The sequence below is a fragment of the Burkholderia sp. NLJ2 genome, from assembly GCF_049487195.1.
Taxonomy (GTDB): domain Bacteria; phylum Pseudomonadota; class Gammaproteobacteria; order Burkholderiales; family Burkholderiaceae; genus Burkholderia; species Burkholderia pyrrocinia.
Genome location: NZ_CP137809.1, coordinates 816,921 through 839,557 on the forward strand (window position 1 = coordinate 816,921; position 22,637 = coordinate 839,557).

Consider the following 22,637-nt stretch of genomic DNA (forward strand, 5'->3'; position numbering starts at 1 on the left):
GGCACTGCCGGGGTGCGGCTCAACGCTGCAGCTCTTTCAGCAGCAGCGCTTCGGCGTCCGCATCGGAGAGCGCCGCGAGCTGCTCGGGGGACCGTGCCGCCTGCGCGTCTTCATCGGCCGAAGCACGCGCCGGAGCCGGTGCGGGCGCATCGCTCGACCGCAGCGCGTCCGCGGCGCCGCGCATCCGGGCCAGATGCGCGGCGAGTTGCTCGACATTCGCGCAATCCCACAGCACGGCCGCGTCGAACGTCAGCCCGATCGCGTGTTGCACCTTCAACGAGAATTGCAGTGCGCTCATGGAATCGAAACCCATCTCGACCCACGCGGCCGTGCGAGACACCTGCGCTTCGGATATCTTCAGTCGTTCCGCGACGACCCGTACGATCCGGGCGGCGATCTCCCGCTCGATCAGCGTCGCGCCTGAATCGACGTCCGGCGGCACCGGTGCGACTACCGGCGCGGCCGTCAGGTCCGGCGATGCGCCGGCGCCACTTGCATAGGCGCCATCGGTCCAGTTGGCGACGGCGCGCAGTTCCCCTTGAAGATACGCGCGACGACACAGCGCGCGCGCGATCTTGCCGCTCGATGTCTTCTCGATGGTCGCCGGCTCGACCAGCACGATTGCGTGCGGCGTGACGCCGAAGTCCTCGCCAACCGCCAACACCATCGCCCGCAGCGTTGCGTCCAGGTCCATCGTGCGGCGCGCGGTGCGGCCGACCTCCTGGATGATCACGAGCTTCTCTTCTCCATCCACGTGCACCGACACAGCGGCGCCGCAGCCGCGGCGCAACGCCGGCACCGCATCCTGCACGCACGCCTCGATATCCTGCGGATACAGATTGCGCCCGCGGACGATCAGCATGTCCTTCACGCGGCCGGTCACGTACAGGCGGCCATCGACGATTGCGCCCAGATCGCCGGTTCGCATGAACGGACGCGCGTCCGGATCGGCCTCGACTCGCGCACCGAACGTCGACTGCGTGGCGTCCGGGTTGCCGTAGTAACCGACGCCGATCGCGCCGCCGCGGACCCAGATCTCTCCGACACCGTTCGGATCGGCAACCGGGCGACCGTCGGCGCCCGCGATCCGGATCTCGGTGCCGGGCGCCGTGCCGCCGCACGAAACGAGACTCTTTACATTCGCGTCGCCGGGCTGGACAGGCTCGACGACACCCGCGGCGAGCTTCACGTTATCGACGTCCAGATAGAAGGCGCCTTCACCGCACCGGACGCCCGATACGATCAGGGTCGCTTCGGCCATCCCGTAGCACGGGTAGAACGACCCGGGCGCAAAACCGTGTGGCTGCGCAGCGTCGATAAAGTCGGTGACCGTCTGGCGATGAATCGGCTCGGCGCCGCAGAACGCCACGCGCCAGCTCGACAGATCGAGCGTATCTCCGGCATCGCTTGCGTTCAGCGCAGCTGCCGCGAGCGCATACGCGAAATTGGGCCCGCCGGACGTCGTTGCCCGGTGCGCCGAGATCGCACGCAACCATCGGCCCGGCTGCTGGACGAACGCAACGGGCGACATCAGGACGACCGACAGCCCGATCGACGCCAGCTGCAGCGGCATCGACAGTCCCATGTCGTGATACAACGGCAGCCACGACAACATGCGCGTGTCGCGGTCGTGCTGCATCAACGTCGCGATCGCCCGCTGGTTGTCGATGATGTTGCCGTGCGTGATCATCACACCCTTCGGTGTGCCCGTCGACCCGGACGTGTATTGAAGGAACGCCAGATCGCCCGCATCGGGCATGTGCGGCAGCCCCGACTCGTCCGGCATCCCTGCATCGACGAGCGCTTCGTACGTGACGAGCTTGCAGCCGGCAAACAATTGCTGCGATTCGCACAAGGTCGCGAGCGTGTCGATCGATGTCGCAGGCGCGACGATCAGCGTCGCGCCGCAATTGTCGGCAATGGCCTGCAGCTTCAACCATTGCGCGACCTTGCGTACCTGCTGCGGATGATAGGCCGGAACGGCGACGCGGCCCGATGCAAGGCACCCGTAGAACGTGCAGACGAACTCGGCGCTGGTCGGCAGCAGCAACAGCACGCGAGCCCCTGGCTCGGTCAGGTGTGCGAGGCCGCGCGCGACGCGCATCATGCCGGCATACAGATCGCCGAAAGTGCTTTCGCTTTCGATCGCTTCGCCGTCGCGCAAGATCGTCAGCGCGATGCGATCAGGGTCCCGCTCGGTGTGGTGCGCGAGCGTCTCGATGATGGACGTCGGTTCGACATCCATCGTAAACACGTTCGGATTCGAGTTGGGATGCGTCGTCATGGTGTGTCCAGGATGAGGTCGGCGCGAGCCGCCGCGCAGACGCGGAGGCTCGCGCAAGAGCGTGATCTCATGCGTCGCGCAGGAACGCGTCCGCGATCGCGCGGCGATTGAGCTTGAGGTTACGGGTGCGCAGGCCGCCTTCGACGTCGAATGCGCGGTCGGTGAAAATGATCTTCGTCAATTGCCGTTGCGCAGGAAGCGTGCCATTGACTGCCCGGACGAGCTCGCGCAACGCGTCCGTTACTTCGGCATCGTCCGGCCGGCGCGTGGCGATGACGACGCTCAGCCCCGCATGCGAGCCGGCCATCACGACCGCCACCTCGACACGCGGATCGCGATACAACAGCGCCTCGATGGGCTCGGGATGGAACTTCTCGCCGTTGCTCGTGATGATTGCGTCTTTCTTGCGACCGACAACGCGCAGGAAGCCATCGCTGTCGAACTCGGCGATGTCGCCCGTCGCCACCGCGTTCGGAGCGACGAACGTCGCGCGGATGTCTTCTTCCGGCGCCTCGAAATAGCCCAGCGAAAGCAGTGCGCCGCGCGTAACGATCACTTCCCCGTCTTCCGACAACGACACGCTGCCGGGCTCCGCCGGTTGACCGACCGTGCCGACTCGCACGCGTCCGGGCTTGTTCCAGGCCACCATCCCTGCCTCGGTGATCCCGAATGCCTCGTACAACTCGATCCCGCAGTCCCAGAAGAAATCGAGTGCGGCGCGCTTGATCGGCGCCATTCCCGTGATCATGTAACGGATGTTGCCGCCCGTCAGCGCGATCAGGCGCTCCGCGAGCGTCGACGCGTCGCCGGCAGGACCGGCGGCCGCTCGCGCCACGGTATGCAGCGTTTCGTACAGGACGGGCGGCGCGATCACGAACGTCGGGCGATGCCGTTTCAGACCCGGGAAGAGTCCGTGGAACGGCACGGAAACGAGATCGACACCGTGATACAGGCAGAAGTAATACGTCATCCGCTGCTGATAATTCGCGAACGGCAGAAACGTCAGGAAGCGCTCGCCTGGCGCGACGCCGAACGCGTCGCGATACAGATCGAGCAGGTGCGCGGTACCGCGCCGGCTCATCACGAGCCCCTTGTTCTTGCCGGTCGTGCCGGAGCTGAACACGAGCGAATGCGTATCCGGCCGATGCTCGACGCGCACCGGCTCGATACGCGTGTCCGAACCGCGCGCGTCGGCCGGATCGATATCGATGACCCGGCCGGCGATCGACTCGGCGGAATCGAGCCACCGTGCATCCACCGCAAGGATGCTCAGCCGGTAGCGCTCGATCAATGCGTCGCACGTGTCGGGCAGGCGATCGTTCGGGAAAGCGACCGATACGCAGCCGAGCTCCATGCACGCAAGGTCCCACACGATCCACGGGTAGCCGTTCGGTGCCGCGATGCCGACGCGTGCCCCTGGCACGAGGCCGATCGCCTTGCCGCGCTCCACCGTCGCGAGCACATCCTCGAACAGTTCGTGAAAAGTCCGGACAGTTTCGGCTCCCTTGTCGTCGACAAAGGTCAAGGTATGACTGCTGTCGCGCAGACGGGCGACGAGATCATCGAAGGTCATCATCGGCGTTGTCTCGTCACGCGTGCGCGACGCCCTCCGCGGACGCGTAGTACTTTTGTGCCGCGCTTTCATACATGTTCCAGAACAGCTTGCACGTGTGGCGCACCGCGAACAGTGCTTCCTGCTGCATCTCCACGGTCGTGCACAGATCGGTCACGAGCGAGATGCCCTCGGCCACGTGCGCGACGTCTTCCTTCTGGTGAACCGAGAAGAAGCGCGTGTCTTCCTCGGTCAGTCCGTAGCACTTCGCCAGAATGGCGTGGCGTGCTTCGCCTGCGCGGGTTTCCAGACTCTGCCCTTCGCTGGCGATCATCACCGCGGCAGCACCGATATGGTAGGTGCCCTCCCCCTTGCAATTCTCGAGCCGATACTCGATCAACTCGCGGGTCGCGGCGGACGGCGACCACGCATCGCGCTCCTCGTCACTGATCCGTTGCGCCCGAATGAAGTCCTCCATGAGCTCGACATGGTTCTTCGTCTTCGAGAAACGTCCCGTCTCCTCCTCGAACAGGTTGTACAGCAGCCGGCGCTTGTGGTCGGGAAACGGGCAACGGAAGTAAAGATTCTCGATGTATTCGAGAAAGTACCGGGTGATCTGGTATCCCTCAAGCGAGATGATCTTCAGCAACCGCCAGTTTTTCTGCGGCGTAAACAACTCCGCGAAGATCGAATGATCGAGGGTCAGTTGTTCGTCCAGCGTTTCGCGCAGCGTGCGCGAGAAAGTCGCTTTGTCCATCAGCACGGCTTCGTTTGCGAGGGTCATGGTCGTTCCCTGTCGGTAAGGTAACCGGCAATGTAATGGCGGCTTTCAAGACTGAAACCTGTCCGTTCGGGCGAGTGTTTCACCGGTACGCCAATCCTGTACGTCAGTGCAGGTAGGCAGTGCGGCGGCTTGACGCTATAAAGCGGAACCCCTACGGCACTTGGAGCATCCGATGGACGACCACGCGAATGTATTCGCTACGCTTACCGAACTGATTCCACAGATTGCCGCGCTCGATATCGCGCCGGAGATGCTGACTCGAGAAACGTCGCTGACGTCGGATCTGATGCTCGATTCGATTTCGCTGCTGTCCCTGATGGCGCTGACGGAGGATCGCCTTGGCGTCAGCTTTGCATCGCACACGGAACAGGTCGCGAATCTCGAAACCATCGGCGACGCGGTTGATCTCGTTGAAATGCTGTTGTCCGTGAAAGCGTAGCGAGATGGCGATGAACGATCGATTTCCGTTGAACGGTCAACCGCTCGACGCGCGCACGGCATCTTCCGCCGGCGGCTACGGCAGCATCCATTGGCTGCTTGCCGGCGACCTCGACGCAATGCGCGTCGCGTTCGGCGCCAGCGACGCGGCATCGGCCGCCCACACCGCGGTGGAACCGAAGACGAACGCGCGCGTTGCGAGACTTCGCGCTACGCTGAGCGCCCCCGACACGCAGCGGATCGCGATCGTTATCGACGATCCCGAGCTGCGGCGTACGCGCGAATTCGCGTCCTTGCCACGGACGATCCCGGCCGCGCTCGGCGTCGACGCGGCGTCCATGACCGACGCATGCATCGTCGTGCTCGGCGACGCGCTCGCGAACGGCACGGATATCGTCGACGACGCGAATACCCTGTCGTTACCACCGCTCGATACGCTCGCCGATGCGGTCGCCGATACCGTGTTCGAGGTGCGCCGGCGCGCCGATACCTACTTTCAGCATGAACCGCTGGCATTGCCCGGCGAATCGGCCGGCGCGGCTCGCCTGTTGACGGCCGAAGCCCTGCTGGCCTGGCTTGCGGCCGAAGCGACGGCCGGCCTTCACGTCGTGTACGGCGACTTGCGCATCACGTGGCACGCGCTCTCTGCGAGCGTCGCCGGATTCGCGCAGGTTCCGACGCGAACCCGCTCCGCGCAAGATGGCCCGGACGCCGTGCTCGACCTGCTCGATACGAACCTGCGGCACGCCGCGCATACGCTTGGATGCCGCGACGACGCACGCGAGTTCCCGACCGACGTCCGGGTGCACCGGCTGTCCTGCGACAACGTCGACTGGAGCGATCGGATCGCCTCGCGCGTCGCCGCTCACGCCGCAGCGCATGAGCGACGCGTCGCGCCCCGGTTGGTCGACGTGCCGTCCGCGCGGCGCATCACGACCGGAACCGGGCATGTCTATCTGAATTGCGGAAGGGGTTCCCGGGCCTTGCTGCTCATCAACGCCTTCGGCATCCCGCACGACGTCTGGCATGATTTCGCTGCCGGATTGGCGCCGCATTTTTCCATCTATTTGGTGGACGAAGCAGATGACACGCCTGCCGAAGCAGGACTGACACGTGCGTATTATTCCGATCCCGATGCCCCTGGCCGCTATGCACGCAGCGTGGCCGAGTTGCTCGACGTCGAGCGGATCGACGCGATTCACGTCGCGAGCTGGTGCGGAGGGGCACGCTATGCGCTTGCATTGGCGCGCGCGCTGCCCGGCCGTATCGCATCGATGAGCCTGATCGCACCGTCGTTTGCCGGCGCGCAGGACTACGACGGCGCGGACAGCGCCTACGAAAACAATCTCAACACGATGTGTTCGCTCGTCGCCCGTATGCCGAAGGCTGCGGACAGCATGGCGAAATCGATGATGGCGCTGCTGGAGAAGCGAGAACGAAGCGATGCTGGCGGAGGCGGGCATGCATCGATGTTCGCGCTGTCCGATGCGTCGACGCGCCACTGGCTGCACGCGCCTTTCATGTCCGCGACGAACATGATCGATTACAGCCAGCAGTTGCTGAACTTCCGCGCGCATCGAATCGAGGCCGAGCGCGACGGTTCGATCGCGGACATCCCGGCCATGCTCGTGACCGGCGAATACGACGAAATGACCTGCGCGACGCGCGCGCGGGCCATTGCCTCCGCGCTGCTTCGTCCGATCCAGATCGAAATGCTGGGCGGCAGTCATCACATGGTTCACCAGAACGCGGCGCTCCTGGCGCGACTCGTCGGCACGTTCGTCGACAACCCGATTCTCGCGCCCGACGCACTTCCGCATCCGCGACTGCGATTCCTCGCGGATGCCGGGTCCGGCGACATGGAGTCGGGCGAACTGTGACGGCCGCCCGGTCCGATGCCCGTTCGGACAGTTACAGACCCAGGGCCTCGATCACTAAAGTCGCGCTGTGACAGCAGTCCAGATCACACGCGTCCGATCGCGTCGCGCAACTCGCGAACGACGCACAAGCCACCGTCAACCAGCTGGTCGGAGATTTCGAATGTACGCAAACAGTCTTGTCGAACTGATCGGCGATACGCCGCTGCTTTATCTGAAGAGCCTGTCGAACGAGCACCGGCGAATCCGCGTGTACGGGAAGCTCGAGTGCTACAACCCCGGCAACAGCGTCAAGGACCGGAGCGCCCTCCAGCTTCTGCGCCAGGCAGAGCGCGATCATGGCCTCAAACCGGGCTGGTCGATCGTCGAATCGACGTCCGGCAACATGGGGCATGCGCTCGCCATGCTGTGCGCAACACGCGGATATCGCTTCATTTGCGTGCTCGACCCGAAGACACCGAAGACGAATGCGAACCTCGTGCGGGCATTCGGTGGAGAGGTGGAGATGGTCGAACAACCGGACGAGACCGGCAGTTTCCAGAAGAAGCGAATTGCCGTCGCGAAAGCGCTCGCCGCAAGCGTGCCGAACTGCGTCAACCTCGATCAGTACAACAATCCGGCCGCCATCGACGCCCATTACTACTCCACCGGGCCGGAGATCGTTTCCCAGCTGGCCGATCGGCTCGACGCCGTGATCGTGTCCGCCAGCACCGGTAGCCACCTGAGCGGAATCGCGCGCTATGTGAAGGAGCGTGATCCGTCGACCCGCGTGATCGGCGTCGAACCCGCCGGCTCGGTCGTGTTCGGCGGCACGTACCGACCGCATTTGCAGAATGGCGCAGGCCTCAGTTTCCAGCCCGGCAACATCCTGATCCATCTCGTCGACGACACGATGCGCATCGAAGATCGCGACGCATTCGTCGGTTGCCGCCGTCTCGCGCTCGACGAAGGGTTGTTGCTCGGCGGCTCATCCGGCGCGATCGCGCAGGCCGCGCGCCGCTACATCGCGACCTTGCAGGGCCCGGCCAACATCGTGCTGGTGCTCCCGGACAGCGGCACCAAGTATCTGGACACGATTTACGACGATCAATGGCTCATCGATCATGGCCTCCAGGCGGTGCTCGACGACCTTTGCGACACCGCGACGCCGCCACGCGCCGAAAGCGCCGTGGCCCTCGAAACCATCTGATCCAGGGACACCCATGAAAGACTCCATCCGTACCCAGCTTGCCGACGGCGCACAGTACCCGATCGTGTTGCCGAAGGCCGACGTCACGCATGTCACGTATCGTTGGGCGAACACCATCGACGATGCACTGGGTGCGCAGGTCATCGAGCTGATGCGACGCACGAGCGAAAGCGCACCGATCATCGGTTTCGCCGAAACGATCACGGATGCGGAAGCGATCCGCTACCTCGATGAACTGCGCTCGAATCTCGCCGCGGAGAAGGTACGTCTGCTGACGATCTTCGCCAGCACGGGACAGCTGATCGGCCTGTGCACGTTGCGCCGCAACCTGAACCCGAACAATCGCCACATCACGGATCTCGCGAAAGGCATGATCCATGATGCCTATCGAGGCGGCGGTGTGCTGCCCGCCGCATTCGTCGAAATCGCACTGCAATGCGATCTGGACCAAGTCGAACTGGTGACGCTCGACGTGCGCGACGGCACGCCCGCGCATCGGGTCTGGGAACATTACGGCTTCCAGACCTGGGGCACCTTGCCGGATTACGCGCGCGCAGACGGGAAGGTTCACGCGGGCCACTTCATGATGCAGCGCGTCGGAGACCTCAAGGAACGTGCACTCGGCATGCTCCGCGGCCGCGAGGCCGACCGCGCTGTCGCAGCCAAAGCATCGGTATGAGTGATCCGATCTACAGCGGCCCGATCATCGACTCGCACTGCCACATCGCGTCGACGCGCTTTATCCCGAGCGCGTTCCTCGAGGGCTTGTGTGCCAACGTTCATGTGCGGCTCGTCGCAAACGGTGTTCGGAAATCCCGCTCGGAACTCCTGGATACTTACCTCGCGCAGAGCCAGGACCACTTCGGCGACGCACTGGCAGCCGACATGGCGTCGGCCGGCATCGAACAGGCCGTCCTGCTGCTGCCCGACTTCACGTACGTGATGAAGAGCGAGCTGACGATCGCCGAGATGTACGCCGAGCATCATGCGATTCTGCAGCGCCACGGCGAGCGCTTCCACGTGTTCGGCGGCGTCGATCCGCGTTGGGGTGCCGACGCTGTCGCCTTGTTCGAGAAAGGCGTGGTCGAGTACGGCTTCTCCGGACTGAAACTCTATCCGCCCTGCGGCTACAGCCCGAGCGACAAGATCCTCTACCCGCTGTATGAAATCTGTCGCGCACACCGACTGCCGGTTCTGCTGCACGTGGGTCCGACCAGCCCGACGCTCGAATTCGCGTACTCGCACCCCGATCTGCTCGACCGCGCGGCGTTCGATTTTCCCGACGTGAACTTCATCCTCGCGCACGGCGCCGTCCATCACGTCGACGCGTGCGTGCGACAGTGCGCGTATCGACCGAATGTGTATCTCGACATCAGCGCGTTTCTCGGTTCCCAGCATCCTCAGGGTTGGTCGACCGCCCTCGCGGAGCTGTTCCGCATGAACATCAATCACAAGATCCTGTTCGGCACCGACTGGCCGGTCTTTCGCAATTCCGGGGGCCATCGCAAGGTGATGGAACAGTTTCTGGCCCCCAATGGTCCGCTGGCGGCGGTCGCGCCGGTGCAACGCAAGTGGTTGATGTCCGGCAACACGCACGCGCTGCTGCCGGCACCGCGCACGATCGATGCGATCGCGTGACCCGGGCCGGCGCGTGCGCCGGCCGTCCCGCACGCATTACGGGCTGGCGACCGCCGCGGTGGTCGCCGCGACGCTTGTCTGGAGTGCATGGCCCGCGCACACGTCCGACGCGGCGACCGACACTGCCGACACGTCGGATCGCTGGAGCACCGACGAGCTGGCGCTGCTCAAATCGATGCGCGTGCCGTCCAGCACGCCCGCAAAGGCCGATCCTTCGAATCGGGTCGCGACGTCCGCGAACGCGGCGCGGCTCGGCAAACGGCTGTTCGCCGACCCGCGGTTCAGCCGCAACGGTGCAATCGCTTGCGCCAGCTGCCACGCCGTCGACCGCCAGTTCGAGGACGGGCGACCGCTCGCGATCGGCCTGGGCACCGGCGTACGCCGCACGATGCCCGTGGTCGGCGTGGCCGGCTCTCCATGGTTATTCTGGGACGGCCGCAAGGACAGTGTGTGGTCGCAAGCGATCGGGCCGATCGAGGATCACAACGAACACGCCGGCACCCGGCTGCGCGCCGCACATGTGCTGGCCGAGCACTATCGCGGCGAATACGAGTCGTTGTTCGGACCATTACCCGACCTGAGCGCCTTGCCGCGCGACGCGGGTCCGCTCGGCACCGACGTCGAAAAGGCGGCGTGGCGGGCACTCGACGAACGCACGCGCACCGACGTGTCGCGCGTGTTCGCGAATCTCGGCAAGGCGATCGCGGCGTACGAAGCGACACTGCAATACGGGCCGTCGAACTTCGATACTTACGTCGACGGTGTCCTGACTGGCGACCCGCGCAAGCTCGCGATGCTCAGCGCGGTCGAAAAGGCGGGGCTGCGCGTATTCATGAGCAAGGGTCAATGCGTGACGTGCCACACCGGGCCGATGCTGAGCGATCGTCAGTTCCACAACATCGGCGTACCGCCGCGCAGCGGAGCGGCCTCCGATACCGGCCGCGCGGCGGCGGTCGACAAGGTTCTGCACGACGAATTCAATTGCATGGGACCGTTCAGCGACGCGAAGCCCGAGCAGTGCGAGGAGCTGCAGTTCATCTCGACCGACGACCCACAGATGCTTGCCGCGTTCAAAACGCCGAGCCTGCGTAACGTCGCACTGCGACCGCCGTATATGCATGCGGGACAATTCGCGTCCCTTGAAGCCGTGATGCGGCACTACGCGGACGCGCCGGCGGCTGCGATCGGGCATAGCGAACTGAAGAAAATCGCGTTGTCGGACGAAGAACAACGACAGCTCGTCGCGCTGCTCGGCGCCTTCTCCGGCCCCATCGTCGAGCGCTGACCGGCCCACTCCCGTGTTACATCAACGGGAGGCGTCGCGAACGGCTACGCCCATCACCTTCACCTGGCCGCCGAACGGCAACGCGGCCGCCTGGTATACGGTTCGCGCGGGGCGACGATCGGCGGGGAACAAATCCGCGTATACCTCGTTCACCTCCGCAAGCGCACCGATGTCGACGAACGCGATGTCGACGAATACCAGATCCCGAGGGTCGAAGCCTGCCGCATCGAGTGCGCTGAACAGGTTCGCGAACGCGCGTCTGGCCTCTTCCGCGGGTGTACCGGGCACATAGCAACCATCGGCGTCCAATGAAAGTTGACCGCTCAGGTAGCAGGTGTCGTTTGCAACGACCGCATGACTGATCGGCGATGGCCATTGCGGCAGTCCGTTACCCGACGTAACGTAGCTTTTCATGAATTGCTCCTCGATGTGTGCGGCGCCACGCGTCGCGCGAAACATGCGCACATGCCTCGTGTCACAAGTAGTGCTTGACGAGCAGCTGCCAAAGATTCGACTGCGGCAGTGCGCCGAATTCGGTTGACGACGCACCCGCATTGATCTGCCATTGCAGTGCGACGTCGGTACGGGCGAAGCGATAGCGCGCTTCGAGCCAGGTGAGCCTGCTGCGATCCGCGAGGTTCAACCTGACGAAACCGGACAGATCGAGACGCTGGAACCATGCATCCTGCCATCTGACCATCGCGAACAGCCCGTCACGCGTGACGGGGTCTTGCTGTGCGGCCGCCAGCGTCCGATACGCGGCGTAGCTGGCCGGGGGGCCGTTGCGCAGCGCCTGCCACCCTGCACGATCGAGTGCCGCGCCATCCCGGTCATACTCCAGCGTGACGGACAGATTGCGAGACGTCGTGCACGTCACGCCTGTTGCGAGCTTCCAGCGAAACGCGACATCGCTATACGGGCGTCCGAGCGCGCGAGCGAGCGTCGACGGCCCTCGCCCTCCGGACCATTCCGCGTATCCGACGCACGCATTGTTCACGAGATGGACCAGGTTGACGCCAAATTGCGGCGAACTGCCCGGCTTTCCGTCGTCATAGATCACGATCTGCGGTGACAGATCCGATACCACGTGCTGGCTGAACTGAAGCATCCAGCGCGTGCGCTGATTCGTTGCGCCGAAGTCCGGCGAAAACGACGCGTCGGTTGCATGATCCGCGACGCGCGGCGCGACCAGCGCGCTGATGGAACCGTCTGCCCACAATTGCTGACCGCGCAACATCACGGTGCCGAGCCGGTTCTCTCGCAGGCTCGCGGGATCCACCGATGTCACGGAGCGGACCGCGTTGTCGCGAAAGAAGTCGGTCGGGTTGTAGCCGGTGGCGACACCGAGCCTCACGTTGACGCGGCCGGCCTGCAGCAGGGTCTTGCCACCGCCCACCCGACCGTCCACGTACAGTTCCTTCAGCGTGTTGATCGCACCGGAGTCGTCATCGAAGCGCAGTGGACCATTCAGGTCGAGTCGATCGGCGAGATTGATGCCCCAGCCGCTCGAGAACGCATGGCGCGCGGTCAGGTCGAGCGACAGGCGCGTGGCCATCCGCGTGCCGCCGGGCCGCAGGGTCGCGAAGCGCAGGCCCGGTTCGATGCTGAACTGGTACTTGCCGTCGTCGACCGTCTGCACCGGCGTCGCGTCGGCGAGCGCCAGGCCCGCCTCTTCCGCGTCACTCGCATGGCACGCGCTTGCCGCGCCGGCCAACGCAATGCAGACGATGCTGAGTCGCTTCATCATTCCGGTTGGAAACGTGCCATGAAATCGGACTGGAACCAGGCGTCCGGAATCTCGCGCGCGACATAGTCCGCATATCGCATCACGGTCACGAGATTCGGATTGAGCCCGTCGATGATCACGATCTCGGTCGGCCGCAACGCGCCGAGCTGTTGCTGATAACGTCGATAGAATGCGGTCTTGAGGAGCTTGCCGCTTTCGCTGAAGAAACGTGCCTTCACCGGACGCGAGTCCGCCGCGTCGATCCACATTTCGATCGAGTGATAGGTCATGTCGGACACGCTCTGAACGAGCTTCAACCGGTATGCACGGCGCGTCTGGCGCTCACCGTCCTGCACGTCCTCCTCGCCCTCGATCTGCGCGCGATAGCCCTGCGCGAAATTGACCGTGACCACGTCGCCGTTCGACGCCTGCCCGAGCAACCGTTGCTGCGGCGAAATGCGGATCGTCGCTTTGCTCGCGGGATCGAAAAACCACAGGTCGTTGCCGCTCTTGAGCATCAGCTTGTTCGCGTCGCGTGCTGGCGCAGCGAACCGGATCAGGCTGCGAAACTGGCCGCTCGCCGGATTGATCCGCGAATAGGCGGTCAGTGCGTTCGTATCCGTTTGCTTGCCGTCGGTGTATTGCGTCAGCGTGACGTTCAGCGTGAACGGTTCGCTCGGGTTGCGCACGGCATCGCTCGCGGCGAGGATCCGCTGTGGATCTGGCGCGGCTTGTGCGGCACTGCAGGCAAGTGCCAGGATCACGGCAGCGCACAGGCGCGCCATCGAATGCGTCTGCATCGGAATCTCCGGAGCAAATACGGAATGACAGGGACGAGCGCGGCTCTCCACCCGGAACGGGTGGAAAACCGGCACGACCGGGGATGAATAAGTCGAAGCGGCGGTGCGCTGCTCAGTAGCCCGGATATTGCATCTGCAGTGCAACCCATGCGGCCGTGCGCTTGCCGAATTCCGACGAGATCGCCTTCAGCGACGCGTCGAGCGCATGCAACGGGTAGCGCGTAATCGGGGCGGACAACATACGCGTCGGCGCGTCAACGCCGGCAACGCGGTCGGGAACGATGGTCAGTCCACGCCGGGTGCGCACCGGTTCGCGGTTCGCGGCAACCGTGTAGGCCGTCGAGCGGAACGTGGTCGAATACGCGTCGGCTTCGAGCACGAGCGCAATTTCGTCGACACCCGGTGCGATCGGAATGCCGAAATCCTCATGCGACCAGAACGACACGTAGTTGGTCGCGATCGTCGCCATCGCCGGCAATCCGAGGTTGAAGCGATCGCTTGCGATCTCGGATGACCACGCGGGGCGTCCGAGTCGCTCGGCGACCTGCAGCGCCCGTTCGCGACCGGCGAGCGCTTCGACGAGCGCAAGCGACACCGGAATCGTCGCGGTGACGCCGGTCGTCGTGACGACCTTGCCATCGGCAACGTAGCGCTTGCCATCGACCCAGCGCGTATCGGCAAACTTCTTGCGCAGGTCATTCATCGAGTACCAGTGCCCCGTTGCGCGGCGGCCTTCCAGCAGACCCGCGCGTGCGACGACCCAGACGCCGTCGCACACGCCGATGATCGTCGCCCCCTTCTTCGCCTGCTCGGCGACCCATGCAAGCAGCGCCGGATCACTGTCGCGATGCACGGCCGGCACGATCACATAGTCCGCGCCTTCGGGCACGCGCTGGTCGAACTGCGCGGTCGTTTCGTCCGGAATGACGTTCATCGGTGCCGGGAACATCCGGATGGGACCCGATTTCGTTGCTAGCGCAACGAGATCCGCGGCGCCCGATTCGGCGACGATCCCATACGGGACGACGTAATCGGTCAGCTCGGTATAGTAGTTCTCGCCAACGACGGCGACGAGCGGGCGCGTGCGTCCGAAGCGCGGCTGATAGGCGGGCAGCCGGTCGGCGCGAGCGGCAACGGGCGCGGCGGGTGCCGATGCTTCGTTCGCCGGCCCCGCATGGGCAATACTCGCGAGACCCGATGCAAACGGCGCGAGCAGCAACATCATCCAGTACAGCATGACTCTTCGCATTGAAGCTTCTCCGTGAATGGAATTCATCCAGTAAACAGGCATGGCGCCCGTTTCGATCGTCACGACGCCGCCGCGGGCGGCAACACGACGTTGAACGTCACGTCGCCGCCGCCCTGCGCCTCCCGTACCTTCAGCGTGATCGTCCACCACCCGGGCATGCTGAACTTCATCCCTTGCAGCCGATACACGCCGCTACCGTCGTCCGGGACGACTCGAGGGCGCGTCGGCAGACCGTGCCCGTGCTGAGGCATCCCGCCGCTCACGTCGATGCGCGCACCGCGCACGGGCTCGCCCGACGCACGGTTCACGGTGACGGTCCATGCATGGATCCGGTTCAGTGGCGGCGGCGTCGTGGGCGGCACGAGCGTCACGACGTATGCGCCTGCCGCAGTCGATTGCGTCAGCGACAGATTCAGCCCCGCGGGAACCGACTGCTCGGTGGGTGCGCCACATGCACCGAGCCATGCGGCGCAGCTCCCGGCGAAGGCTAACATGACAAACCGCCGACGAATCGATTTCGCAATCATTTCAATCGTGCAAGATCCGGTCGTTCGATCACGCGTAGCGGAGCGCATCGACGATCTCCATTCGGGACGCGCGGCGCGCGGGCAGCAACGCGGAAAGCATCGACACCACGAGCAGGCCGATCGCGGTACCGACGATCAGATCGTTCTCGCCCCACACGCGAATGATCAGCGGCACCGGCGAGCGACCCGGCGGTGTCCACGTAAGACCGCTGACGTTGATGACGCCAGCGAGCATCGCTGCGCTGACGACGCCGAGCACCGCGCCGATCACGCCGAGCAGCAACCCTTCGCACAGGAACAGGCGACGCACGCCGGCGCGGCGTAATCCCATCGCGCGCAGCGTGCCGATTTCGACCGTGCGCTCGAACACCGCCGTGCTCATCGTATTGCCGACAGTGAACAGCACGATCGCAGCGATCAGCAGCGCGACAAAACCGAACAGTGTCGTGAACATCGCAAGCGCCTGGCCGTAGAACGGATTCAGCACGGTGTAATCGACCACTTCCGTATCGGTACCGGCGAATTTGGTGTTGAGCAGCGTCTCGAGTCGGGCCTTCGCGGCGGGTAAATCCGCGGTGTGGCGCAATTGCACGACGACCGCCGTCGCCTTCGGCCGCTCGTTGCCGTAGACGAGCCGTTGCGCTTGCGCAAGATGCAAGCCCACGTACATGTCGTCGTATTCCTTGATCCCCTGCCGTTCCGCCTTCACCACCTGCAGTTCCGCGACGTTCGGCGCACCGCGCGCGGTCGCTGCGAGCAGTTCGATCCGACGCCCGTCCGTCGCGGCAGACGGCGCGTCGCGCAACCCGTCGGCGAGCGCCGCGATGTCGGCCGGCAGCGGCGAGGTCTTCGCCGTGTCTGCGGGCTTCTTGGGCGGCTTGCAGTCGGGTACCTTGAGCGGTCCGCACAGTTCGAGTACGCGCGCGAGGCCCGTACCGATCACGGCTGCGTCGCCTGCCGTTCCGGTGAGCGCCATCGGTGGAATCGTCACCGGAAAGTGATAGTCGTTCCAGTCGCGCATCCGGTTCTGGTCGTCGACACGCACGCCGAGCGCGAGTGCGGTGCGCGACAACCCGGCATCGAAGTTGCCCGCAATCCCCTGCAACTGCAGCGTGGGTGTCGCGACGAGCACCATGGGCGCCAGTACCGGGTCGGCTTTCACCGCATCGATGATCGCCTCGTAATTCTCGATCCCGTACTCGGAAGGATTCCCGCTCCCGAACTCGTAGAACCCCTTGCGTTCGATCTGCAGGTGGCCGCCGTACTTCACGTAATCGGTTTGCAGACCATACGTGATGTTGCGCGTATAGCCGCCGAACAGCAGCACCGCGTGGGCGCCGACGATCATCGCGAGCAAGGTCGTGATCGAACGGCGACGGTTGCGCAGCAGGTTGCGCAGCGCGAGCGACAATGTCTTCATGCGAACGCCTCCTGTGCATCGGTGCGTGTCACGGTGGACACGCTGCCGTCGGCAATGTGGACGACGTCATCACCCGCCGCGAGCACCTGCGGATCATGCGACGAAATCACGAACGACACGCGCCGCTCCTGTTGCAGTCGCCGCATCAGCGCGATGATCTGCTGTCCGGTCTTGCTGTCCAGGTTGGCGGTCGGCTCGTCTGCCAATACGAGGGTCGGCGCCCCGACGAGTGCGCGGGCGATCGCGACCCGCTGTCGCTGACCGCCGGACATCTGCCCTGGCCGGTGATGCGCCTTGTCCGCAAGGCCGACCGCATCGAGCATGTCCCGCACGCGAAGCGCGCGCTCGGACTCGGTCAGTCGCGAACCCGCGAGCAGCAGCGGATATTCGACGTTCTCGTGTGCGGTGAGCACCGGCAGCAGATTGAAGTTCTGGAAGACGAAGCCGAGCCGGCGAGCTCGAAAGTCGGACAGTGCGTCGTCCGACAAGCGGCCGACCTCCTCGCCTGCAACGACGATGCGGCCGCGATCCGGTCGGTCTACACAACCGACGAGATTCAGCAACGTCGACTTCCCGCTGCCGGACGCACCGGCGATGACAGTCAGTCTTCCATCGCGGATATCAAGCGTGACGTCGTGCAGCGCGGTCACGTTGACGGAACCCATCAGGTACGACTTCTCAACGGCTTCGAGTATTACGGCGTTCATGGTCTCGATGTACGAAGTTGGCGGCCCGCGACAGCAACGCGCAGGGACGATCGCGCAGCGCAGAATACCAACTTGCGTGTACGGAAAAACCTGTTCGTTGGGGCAGCGCCCAGGGGCGGCCCCGATGCCGCGAAGTGGTGTCCCTTCCGGATTTCGTGAGCCATCACGACCGGGTTGGATCGTCAACCTGTACCGTCGGACGGCACACGTCACCCGCCCTTCCGATTACGCTGTGCCGGCATCGGAGCGCCGCGCCGGGTCGCGGCCGAGACTCCTCACGACTTCCGTTCTGAATCGGCATGCCAGTCAAGATCACACCCTGGTTCATCCTGCATCGCCCGCAACCCGCCGCGACTCATCGGCTGTTCTGCTTCCCGTACGCTGGAGCGGGCTCGCTGCTCTATCGACGCTGGGCGCTTGACCTGCCCAGCTGGATCGAAGTCGTTGCGGTCGAACTACCGGGACGCCAAACACGCTTCGCGGAAGCGCCACCGGCATCGCTCGACGCAATGGTAGATGCACTGGCAAAGGCTGCGAGCGGGCTCCTTGACAAGCCATTCAGCACGTTCGGTTACAGTTTCGGCAGTGTCGTCGGTATCGAATGGCTGAGGGAGCTCGGCCGCCGAGGGCTTCCTGAGCCCATCCACGCGTTCTGTGCCGCACACCGTGCTCCGCATGTTGCACCTCGTCCGTTATCGATTCATCGATTGCCCGAACCGGACCTGATCCGTTGGCTGAAGACGATGGGCGGAACGCCAGCCGCCCTGCTGTCGGAGCCCGACTGGCTTCGGCACTTCCTGCGAGCGCTACGAGCCGATCTGGCGCTCGCAGAAGGATATTGCCCCGATACGCCTTTCACGTTGCCGTGCGGGCTGACCGTGTTCGGCGGCCTGCGCGATCCGCATGTCGATATCGACGCGCTGCGCGAATGGCGTCGCTACAGCGACGGGCCGTTCGCACTTCATCGGTTCGACGGCGATCACTTCTTTATCCATGCACGAGAACGCGAGCTTCAGGATCATGTTGTGGCGACGTTGACCGCCGGCGCATAGGCTCGATCCCGAAAACCGGCCGCGTCTGCATTGTTTTGACGAGGTCCGCCGCTCATAGCATCACGCGCTCGATCCCGCCATGGTTCGCGCGTGCGACATAATCGGCCATCCAGTTCTCGCCGAGCACCTGGCGCGCGATCTCGACCACGATGTAGTCGGCCTCGATGTTCGCATCCTCGTTGTAGCGCGACAGGCCCTGCAGGCACGACGGGCAGCTCGTCAGGATCTTCACGTCCGGGCCGTTCGCGGCCGCTGCGGCCGGCGCCGGTGCGCTCGCCTCGCCGGCCACGACCGGGATGCCGCGCAGCTTCGCCGCGCCCTTGCGGATCTCCTCTTCCTTGCGGAAGCGGACCTGCGTCGACACGTCCGGGCGCGTGACCGCGAGCGTGCCCGATTCGCCGCAGCACCGGTCGTTCTTCTCGATCCTGTAGCCGTCCTTCTCCGTGCCCATCAGTTCGTTGACGAGCTTCACCGGGTCCATCGTCTTGATCGGCGTGTGGCACGGGTCGTGATACATGTAGCGCGTGCCCGTCACGCCGTCGAGCTTCATCCCCTTCTCGAGCAGGAACTCGTGGATGTCGATGATCCGGCAGCCCGGGAAGATCTTGTCGAATTCATACCCGGCCAGCTGGTCGTAGCAGGTGCCGCACGACACGACCACCGTCTTGATGTCGAGGTAGTTCAGCGTGTTCGCGACCCGGTGGAACAGCACGCGGTTGTCGGTGACGATCTTCTCGGCCTTGTCGTACTGCCCCGCGCCGCGCTGCGGATAGCCGCAGCACAGGTAGCCCGGCGGCAGCACCGTCTGCACGCCGGCTTCCCACAGCATCGCCTGCGTCGCGAGCCCGACCTGCGAGAACAGGCGCTCGGAGCCGCAGCCCGGGAAGTAGAACACCGCTTCCGAATCGACGGTCGTCGACTTCGGGTTGCGGATGATCGGCACGATCTTGTTGTCCTCGATGTCGAGCAGCGCGCGCGCCGTCTTCTTCGGCAGGTTGCCCGGCATCTTCTTGTTGACGAAGTGGATCACCTGCTCGACCACCGGCGGCTTGCCGACGGTCGCCGGCGGGTGCTGCGTCTGCTTCGTCACGACCTTCTTCAGCATGTCGTTCGCGAAGCGCTGCACCTTGTAGCCGACGCCCATCATCACGCTGCGCGCGGCGTTGATCGTCTGCGGATTGGTCGCGTTCAGGAAGAACATGCCCGCGGCCTGGCCCGGGTTGAACTTCTTCTTGCCCATCTTGCGCAACAGGTTGCGCATGTTCATCGTGACGTCGCCGAAGTCGATCTTCACCGGGCACGGCGTCGCGCACTTGTGGCATACCGTGCAGTGGTCGGCCACGTCGTTGAACTCGTCCCAGTGCTTGATCGACACGCCGCGGCGCGTCTGTTCCTCGTACAGGAACGCCTCGACCAGCAGCGACGTCGCGAGGATCTTGTTGCGCGGGCTGTACAGCAGGTTCGCGCGCGGCACGTGCGTCGCGCACACCGGCTTGCACTTGCCGCAGCGCAGGCAGTCCTTCACCGAATCGGCGATCGCGCCGATGTCGGACTGCTGCATGATCAGCGACTCGTAGCCCATCAGCCCGAAGCTCGGCGTGTATGCGTTGCGAAGATCGGCGCCGTCGAGCAGCTTGCCCTTGTTGAAGCGACCGTTCGGGTCGACACGCTGCTTGTACGCGCGGAACTCGGCGATCTCGTCGTCGGTCAGGAACTCGAGCTTCGTGATGCCGATCCCGTGCTCGCCGGAGATCACGCCGTCGAGCGAGCGCGCGAGCTTCATGATGCGTGCAACCGACGCGTGCGCGTCCTGCAGCATCTCGTAGTTGTCGGAGTTGACCGGGATGTTCGTGTGGACGTTGCCGTCGCCCGCGTGCATGTGCAGCGCGACGAACACGCGGCCGCGCAGCACCTGCTTGTGGATCGCCTGCGCCTCGTCGAGGATCTGCTTGAACGCGCCGCCGTTGAAGATCGCGCGCAGCTCCGCGCGGATCTCCTGCTTCCACGAGATGCGGACCGTGCGGTCCTGCGTGATGTGGAACACGGTCGCGCCCGGCTGCTCGTCCGCGCGATCCGCGAACTTCTCGGCCAGCGCCTCGTAGCCGAGCTGCACGAGGTAGTGCTGCGCTTCGCGCAGCGGCTGGTCGAGCCGGTCGCGCACGAATTCCCAGCGCGCGCGCACGCGCTTGAGCAGCTCCAGCGCCTGCTGGACGCGGTCTTCGAGCAGCTCGGCGCTCGGGATCTCGTTCGCGTCGTCGGTCTTGCCGAGCGGCAGGTTGCCGGCGCGGAAGAACGCTTCGAGCGCGTCGACGAGCTGCAGCTTGTTCTTCAGCGACAGCTCGATGTTGATCCGCTCGATGCCGTCGGTGTACTCGCCCATCCGGTTCAGCGGGATGACGACGTCCTCGTTGATCTTGAACGCGTTCGTGTGCTTCGCAATCGCGGCCGTGCGGCTGCGGTCGAGCCAGAAGCGCTTGCGCGCCTCCGCGCTGACCGCGACGAAACCCTCGCCGCTCTTGCCGTTCGCCATCCGGATCACTTCGGACGTCGCGTGCGCCACGGCGTCCGCATCGTCGCCGACGATGTCGCCGATCAGCACCATCTTCGGGAATGAATTGCGCTTGCTCTTGGTCGCGTAGCCGACCGCGCGCAGGTAGCGCTCGTCGAGGTGCTCGAGGCCCGCGAGGATCGCGCCGCCCTGCTTCGACGTTTCGAACAGGTAGTCCTTGATCTCGACGATGCTCGGGATCGCCTCGCGCGCCTGGCCGAAGAATTCGAGGCAGACGGTGCGCGTATGCGCGGGCATCTTGTGCAGCACCCAGCGCGCGGACGTGATGAGCCCGTCGCAGCCTTCCTTCTGCACGCCCGGCAGGCCGGCGAGGAACTTGTCGGTCACGTCCTTGCCGAGCCCTTCCTTGCGGAACCGGCGGCCTTCGATCTCGAGCATCTCGGTGCGCAGCAGCTTCTCGCCCGGCGCGTATGCGCCGTCGAACCACTTCAGTTCGAAACGCGCGACCGGAATGTCGTGGATCTTGCCCTGGTTGTGCTCGTGGCGCGTGACTTCGAGCCAGTTGCCGTCCGGGTCGACCATCCGCCACCAGGCCAGGTTGTCGAGCGCGGTGCCCCACAGCACGGCCTTCTTGCCGCCCGCGTTCATCGCGACGTTGCCGCCGATGCACGATGCGTCGAGCGACGTCGGATCGACCGCGAACACGTAGCCGGCCGCCTCGGCCGCCTCGGTCACGCGGCGCGTCACCACACCCGCGCCGGAGAAGATCGTCGGCACCTTGTGCGCGACGCCCGGCAGCTCGGTCAACTCGACCGCGCCGAGCTGTTCGAGCTTCTCGGTGTTGATCACCGCGGAGAACGGCGTGAGCGGCACCGCGCCGCCCGTGTAGCCGGTGCCGCCGCCGCGCGGGATCACGGTCAGGCCGAGCTCGAAGCAGGCCTTGATCAGTGCGGCGATCTCGGCTTCGCTATCGGGCGTCAGCACGACGAACGGGTATTCGACGCGCCAGTCGGTCGCGTCGGTGACGTGCGACACGCGCGACAGCCCGTCGAAGCGGATGTTGTCCTTCTGCGTGCAGCGGCCGAGCGCCTTGGTCGCACGGCGGCGCAGGTCGGCCATTTTTTCGAATTCGTCCGCGAACTCGTCGACCGCACGCTGCGCGGCGGCTTCGAGCATCTCGACGCGCAACGCGCGCTCGCGGCCGGCGCCACCATACTGGCCATCCACACGCACACGGCGACGCCTTGCGATCTCGGTCAGCCGGTCGTGCAGCGTGCCGATCAAGAACGCGCGACGCTTCGGGTTGTCGAGCAGGTCATCCTGCAGGTACGGATTGCGGCGCACGGCCCAGATGTCACCCAGCACTTCGCACAGCAGCCGCGCCGAGCGGCCCGTGTGGCGCTCGGCACGCAGTGCGTCGAGCACCAACCACGCGTCTGCGCCGAGCAGGCGGATCACGATCTCGCGATCGGAAAACGACGTGTAGTTATACGGAATGTTGCGTGAAGGCTCATGTATTCCCGCTATTGCCCGAACACAATCGAACAAAAGTACGGTTGGCAGTCGGGCATTCATTGGAGTCTATGGAGCGAATGGTGAA

19 protein-coding genes are annotated in these 22,637 nt (G+C 64.8%); 7 read left to right on the forward strand and 12 right to left on the reverse strand.

What is annotated here, in order from left to right:
* Nucleotides 1–19: 19 nt before the first annotated feature.
* The 3 genes from R9B84_RS20290 to R9B84_RS20300 form a co-directional block, all read right to left on the reverse strand.
* Nucleotides 20–2,284 carry an AMP-binding protein gene (locus R9B84_RS20290; protein ID WP_423760153.1) on the reverse strand — a complete coding sequence of 755 codons (2,265 nt, stop codon included), beginning with the start codon at nucleotides 2,282–2,284 and terminating at the stop codon, nucleotides 20–22.
* Nucleotides 2,285–2,351: 67 nt separating this feature from the next.
* A complete protein-coding gene (locus R9B84_RS20295; protein ID WP_423760154.1) occupies nucleotides 2,352–3,860 on the reverse strand; it encodes an AMP-binding protein in 1,509 nt (502 codons plus the stop codon).
* A gap of 13 nt (nucleotides 3,861–3,873) precedes the next feature.
* Nucleotides 3,874–4,620, reverse strand: a complete 747-nt coding sequence (locus R9B84_RS20300; RefSeq protein WP_423760155.1) for a TenA family transcriptional regulator — start codon at nucleotides 4,618–4,620, stop codon at nucleotides 3,874–3,876.
* Between the two features lie 172 nt (nucleotides 4,621–4,792).
* On the opposite strand from R9B84_RS20300, the gene R9B84_RS20305 reads away from it, so the two are divergent.
* Nucleotides 4,793–5,059 carry an acyl carrier protein gene (locus R9B84_RS20305; RefSeq protein ID WP_423760156.1) on the forward strand — a complete coding sequence of 89 codons (267 nt, stop codon included), beginning with the start codon at nucleotides 4,793–4,795 and terminating at the stop codon, nucleotides 5,057–5,059.
* A 75-nt stretch (nucleotides 5,060–5,134) separates the two neighbouring features.
* Here R9B84_RS20305 and R9B84_RS20310 read toward each other — a convergent pair whose 3' ends face one another.
* Nucleotides 5,135–5,446, reverse strand: a complete 312-nt coding sequence (locus tag R9B84_RS20310; RefSeq protein WP_423760157.1) for a hypothetical protein — start codon at nucleotides 5,444–5,446, stop codon at nucleotides 5,135–5,137.
* Between the two features lie 82 nt (nucleotides 5,447–5,528).
* On the opposite strand from R9B84_RS20310, the gene R9B84_RS20315 reads away from it, so the two are divergent.
* The 5 genes from R9B84_RS20315 to R9B84_RS20335 all read left to right on the forward strand — a co-directional run bounded on the left by R9B84_RS20315 (nucleotide 5,529) and on the right by R9B84_RS20335 (nucleotide 11,047).
* Nucleotides 5,529–6,938, forward strand: a complete 1,410-nt coding sequence (locus tag R9B84_RS20315) for a hypothetical protein (protein WP_423760158.1) — start codon at nucleotides 5,529–5,531, stop codon at nucleotides 6,936–6,938.
* Nucleotides 6,939–7,098: 160 nt separating this feature from the next.
* Nucleotides 7,099–8,124 carry a PLP-dependent cysteine synthase family protein gene (locus tag R9B84_RS20320; RefSeq protein ID WP_423760159.1) on the forward strand — a complete coding sequence of 342 codons (1,026 nt, stop codon included), beginning with the start codon at nucleotides 7,099–7,101 and terminating at the stop codon, nucleotides 8,122–8,124.
* 13 nt (nucleotides 8,125–8,137) lie between these two features.
* Entirely contained in the window at nucleotides 8,138–8,803 is a 666-nt protein-coding gene (locus R9B84_RS20325) for a GNAT family N-acetyltransferase (RefSeq protein WP_423760160.1), read from the forward strand.
* Nucleotides 8,800–9,762, forward strand: a complete 963-nt coding sequence (locus R9B84_RS20330) for an amidohydrolase family protein (RefSeq protein ID WP_423760161.1) — start codon at nucleotides 8,800–8,802, stop codon at nucleotides 9,760–9,762. Before R9B84_RS20325 ends, R9B84_RS20330 begins: the two co-directional genes overlap by 4 nt.
* The gene (locus R9B84_RS20335) at nucleotides 9,749–11,047 is read left to right on the forward strand and encodes a cytochrome-c peroxidase (RefSeq protein WP_423760162.1); all 1,299 of its coding nucleotides are present in this window, start codon (nucleotides 9,749–9,751) and stop codon (nucleotides 11,045–11,047) included. Before R9B84_RS20330 ends, R9B84_RS20335 begins: the two co-directional genes overlap by 14 nt.
* A 21-nt stretch (nucleotides 11,048–11,068) precedes the next feature.
* On the opposite strand, the gene R9B84_RS20340 is transcribed toward R9B84_RS20335, so the two are convergent.
* The 7 genes from R9B84_RS20340 to R9B84_RS20370 form a co-directional block, all read right to left on the reverse strand.
* Complete coding sequence (locus R9B84_RS20340) at nucleotides 11,069–11,461, reverse strand: RidA family protein (protein ID WP_423760163.1); 393 nt, start codon at nucleotides 11,459–11,461, stop codon at nucleotides 11,069–11,071.
* 61 nt (nucleotides 11,462–11,522) lie between these two features.
* Nucleotides 11,523–12,794, reverse strand: coding sequence for a hypothetical protein (locus R9B84_RS20345; protein WP_423760164.1), 1,272 nt, complete (start codon nucleotides 12,792–12,794; stop codon nucleotides 11,523–11,525).
* Nucleotides 12,791–13,573 carry an outer membrane lipoprotein-sorting protein gene (locus R9B84_RS20350; RefSeq protein WP_423760165.1) on the reverse strand — a complete coding sequence of 261 codons (783 nt, stop codon included), beginning with the start codon at nucleotides 13,571–13,573 and terminating at the stop codon, nucleotides 12,791–12,793. The genes R9B84_RS20345 and R9B84_RS20350 overlap by 4 nt, the downstream gene beginning before the upstream one ends.
* A 112-nt stretch (nucleotides 13,574–13,685) precedes the next feature.
* A complete protein-coding gene (locus R9B84_RS20355; protein ID WP_423760166.1) occupies nucleotides 13,686–14,822 on the reverse strand; it encodes a DJ-1/PfpI family protein in 1,137 nt (378 codons plus the stop codon).
* Nucleotides 14,823–14,881: 59 nt separating this feature from the next.
* The gene (locus R9B84_RS20360) at nucleotides 14,882–15,316 is read right to left on the reverse strand and encodes a FixH family protein (protein WP_423760167.1); all 435 of its coding nucleotides are present in this window, start codon (nucleotides 15,314–15,316) and stop codon (nucleotides 14,882–14,884) included.
* A gap of 61 nt (nucleotides 15,317–15,377) precedes the next feature.
* Nucleotides 15,378–16,769, reverse strand: coding sequence for an ABC transporter permease (locus tag R9B84_RS20365; RefSeq protein ID WP_423760168.1), 1,392 nt, complete (start codon nucleotides 16,767–16,769; stop codon nucleotides 15,378–15,380).
* Nucleotides 16,766–17,476 (reverse strand): ABC transporter ATP-binding protein, encoded by a 711-nt coding sequence (locus R9B84_RS20370; RefSeq protein WP_423761003.1) that lies wholly within the window; start codon nucleotides 17,474–17,476, stop codon nucleotides 16,766–16,768. The genes R9B84_RS20365 and R9B84_RS20370 overlap by 4 nt, the downstream gene beginning before the upstream one ends.
* Nucleotides 17,477–17,775: 299 nt before the next feature.
* Here R9B84_RS20370 and R9B84_RS20375 point away from each other — a divergent pair, with 299 nt between their 5' ends.
* Entirely contained in the window at nucleotides 17,776–18,528 is a 753-nt protein-coding gene (locus tag R9B84_RS20375; RefSeq protein ID WP_423760169.1) for a thioesterase II family protein, read from the forward strand.
* 52 nt (nucleotides 18,529–18,580) lie between these two features.
* On the opposite strand, the gene R9B84_RS20380 is transcribed toward R9B84_RS20375, so the two are convergent.
* Nucleotides 18,581–22,612, reverse strand: coding sequence for a DUF3683 domain-containing protein (locus R9B84_RS20380; protein ID WP_423760170.1), 4,032 nt, complete (start codon nucleotides 22,610–22,612; stop codon nucleotides 18,581–18,583).
* Between the last annotated feature and the right edge of the window lie 25 nt (nucleotides 22,613–22,637).

Bases quoted from the DNA above. Each gene is read 5' to 3' on its own strand.
- R9B84_RS20350 (WP_423760165.1), bottom strand. From the start codon at position 13,573: ATGCAGACGCATTCGATGGCGCGCCTGTGCGCTGCCGTGATCCTGGCA.
- R9B84_RS20305 (WP_423760156.1), top strand. From the start codon at position 4,793: ATGGACGACCACGCGAATGTATTCGCTACGCTTACCGAACTGATTCCA.
- R9B84_RS20345 (WP_423760164.1), bottom strand. From the start codon at position 12,794: ATGATGAAGCGACTCAGCATCGTCTGCATTGCGTTGGCCGGCGCGGCA.
- R9B84_RS20335 (WP_423760162.1), top strand. From the start codon at position 9,749: ATGCGATCGCGTGACCCGGGCCGGCGCGTGCGCCGGCCGTCCCGCACG.
- R9B84_RS20325 (WP_423760160.1), top strand. From the start codon at position 8,138: ATGAAAGACTCCATCCGTACCCAGCTTGCCGACGGCGCACAGTACCCG.
- R9B84_RS20375 (WP_423760169.1), top strand. From the start codon at position 17,776: ATGCCAGTCAAGATCACACCCTGGTTCATCCTGCATCGCCCGCAACCC.
- R9B84_RS20360 (WP_423760167.1), bottom strand. From the start codon at position 15,316: ATGTTAGCCTTCGCCGGGAGCTGCGCCGCATGGCTCGGTGCATGTGGC.
- R9B84_RS20330 (WP_423760161.1), top strand. From the start codon at position 8,800: ATGAGTGATCCGATCTACAGCGGCCCGATCATCGACTCGCACTGCCAC.
- R9B84_RS20295 (WP_423760154.1), bottom strand. From the start codon at position 3,860: ATGATGACCTTCGATGATCTCGTCGCCCGTCTGCGCGACAGCAGTCAT.
- R9B84_RS20290 (WP_423760153.1), bottom strand. From the start codon at position 2,284: ATGACGACGCATCCCAACTCGAATCCGAACGTGTTTACGATGGATGTC.
- R9B84_RS20380 (WP_423760170.1), bottom strand. From the start codon at position 22,612: ATGAATGCCCGACTGCCAACCGTACTTTTGTTCGATTGTGTTCGGGCA.
- R9B84_RS20300 (WP_423760155.1), bottom strand. From the start codon at position 4,620: ATGACCCTCGCAAACGAAGCCGTGCTGATGGACAAAGCGACTTTCTCG.
- R9B84_RS20320 (WP_423760159.1), top strand. From the start codon at position 7,099: ATGTACGCAAACAGTCTTGTCGAACTGATCGGCGATACGCCGCTGCTT.
- R9B84_RS20365 (WP_423760168.1), bottom strand. From the start codon at position 16,769: ATGAAGACATTGTCGCTCGCGCTGCGCAACCTGCTGCGCAACCGTCGC.
- R9B84_RS20370 (WP_423761003.1), bottom strand. From the start codon at position 17,476: ATGAACGCCGTAATACTCGAAGCCGTTGAGAAGTCGTACCTGATGGGT.
- R9B84_RS20340 (WP_423760163.1), bottom strand. From the start codon at position 11,461: ATGAAAAGCTACGTTACGTCGGGTAACGGACTGCCGCAATGGCCATCG.
- R9B84_RS20355 (WP_423760166.1), bottom strand. From the start codon at position 14,822: ATGCGAAGAGTCATGCTGTACTGGATGATGTTGCTGCTCGCGCCGTTT.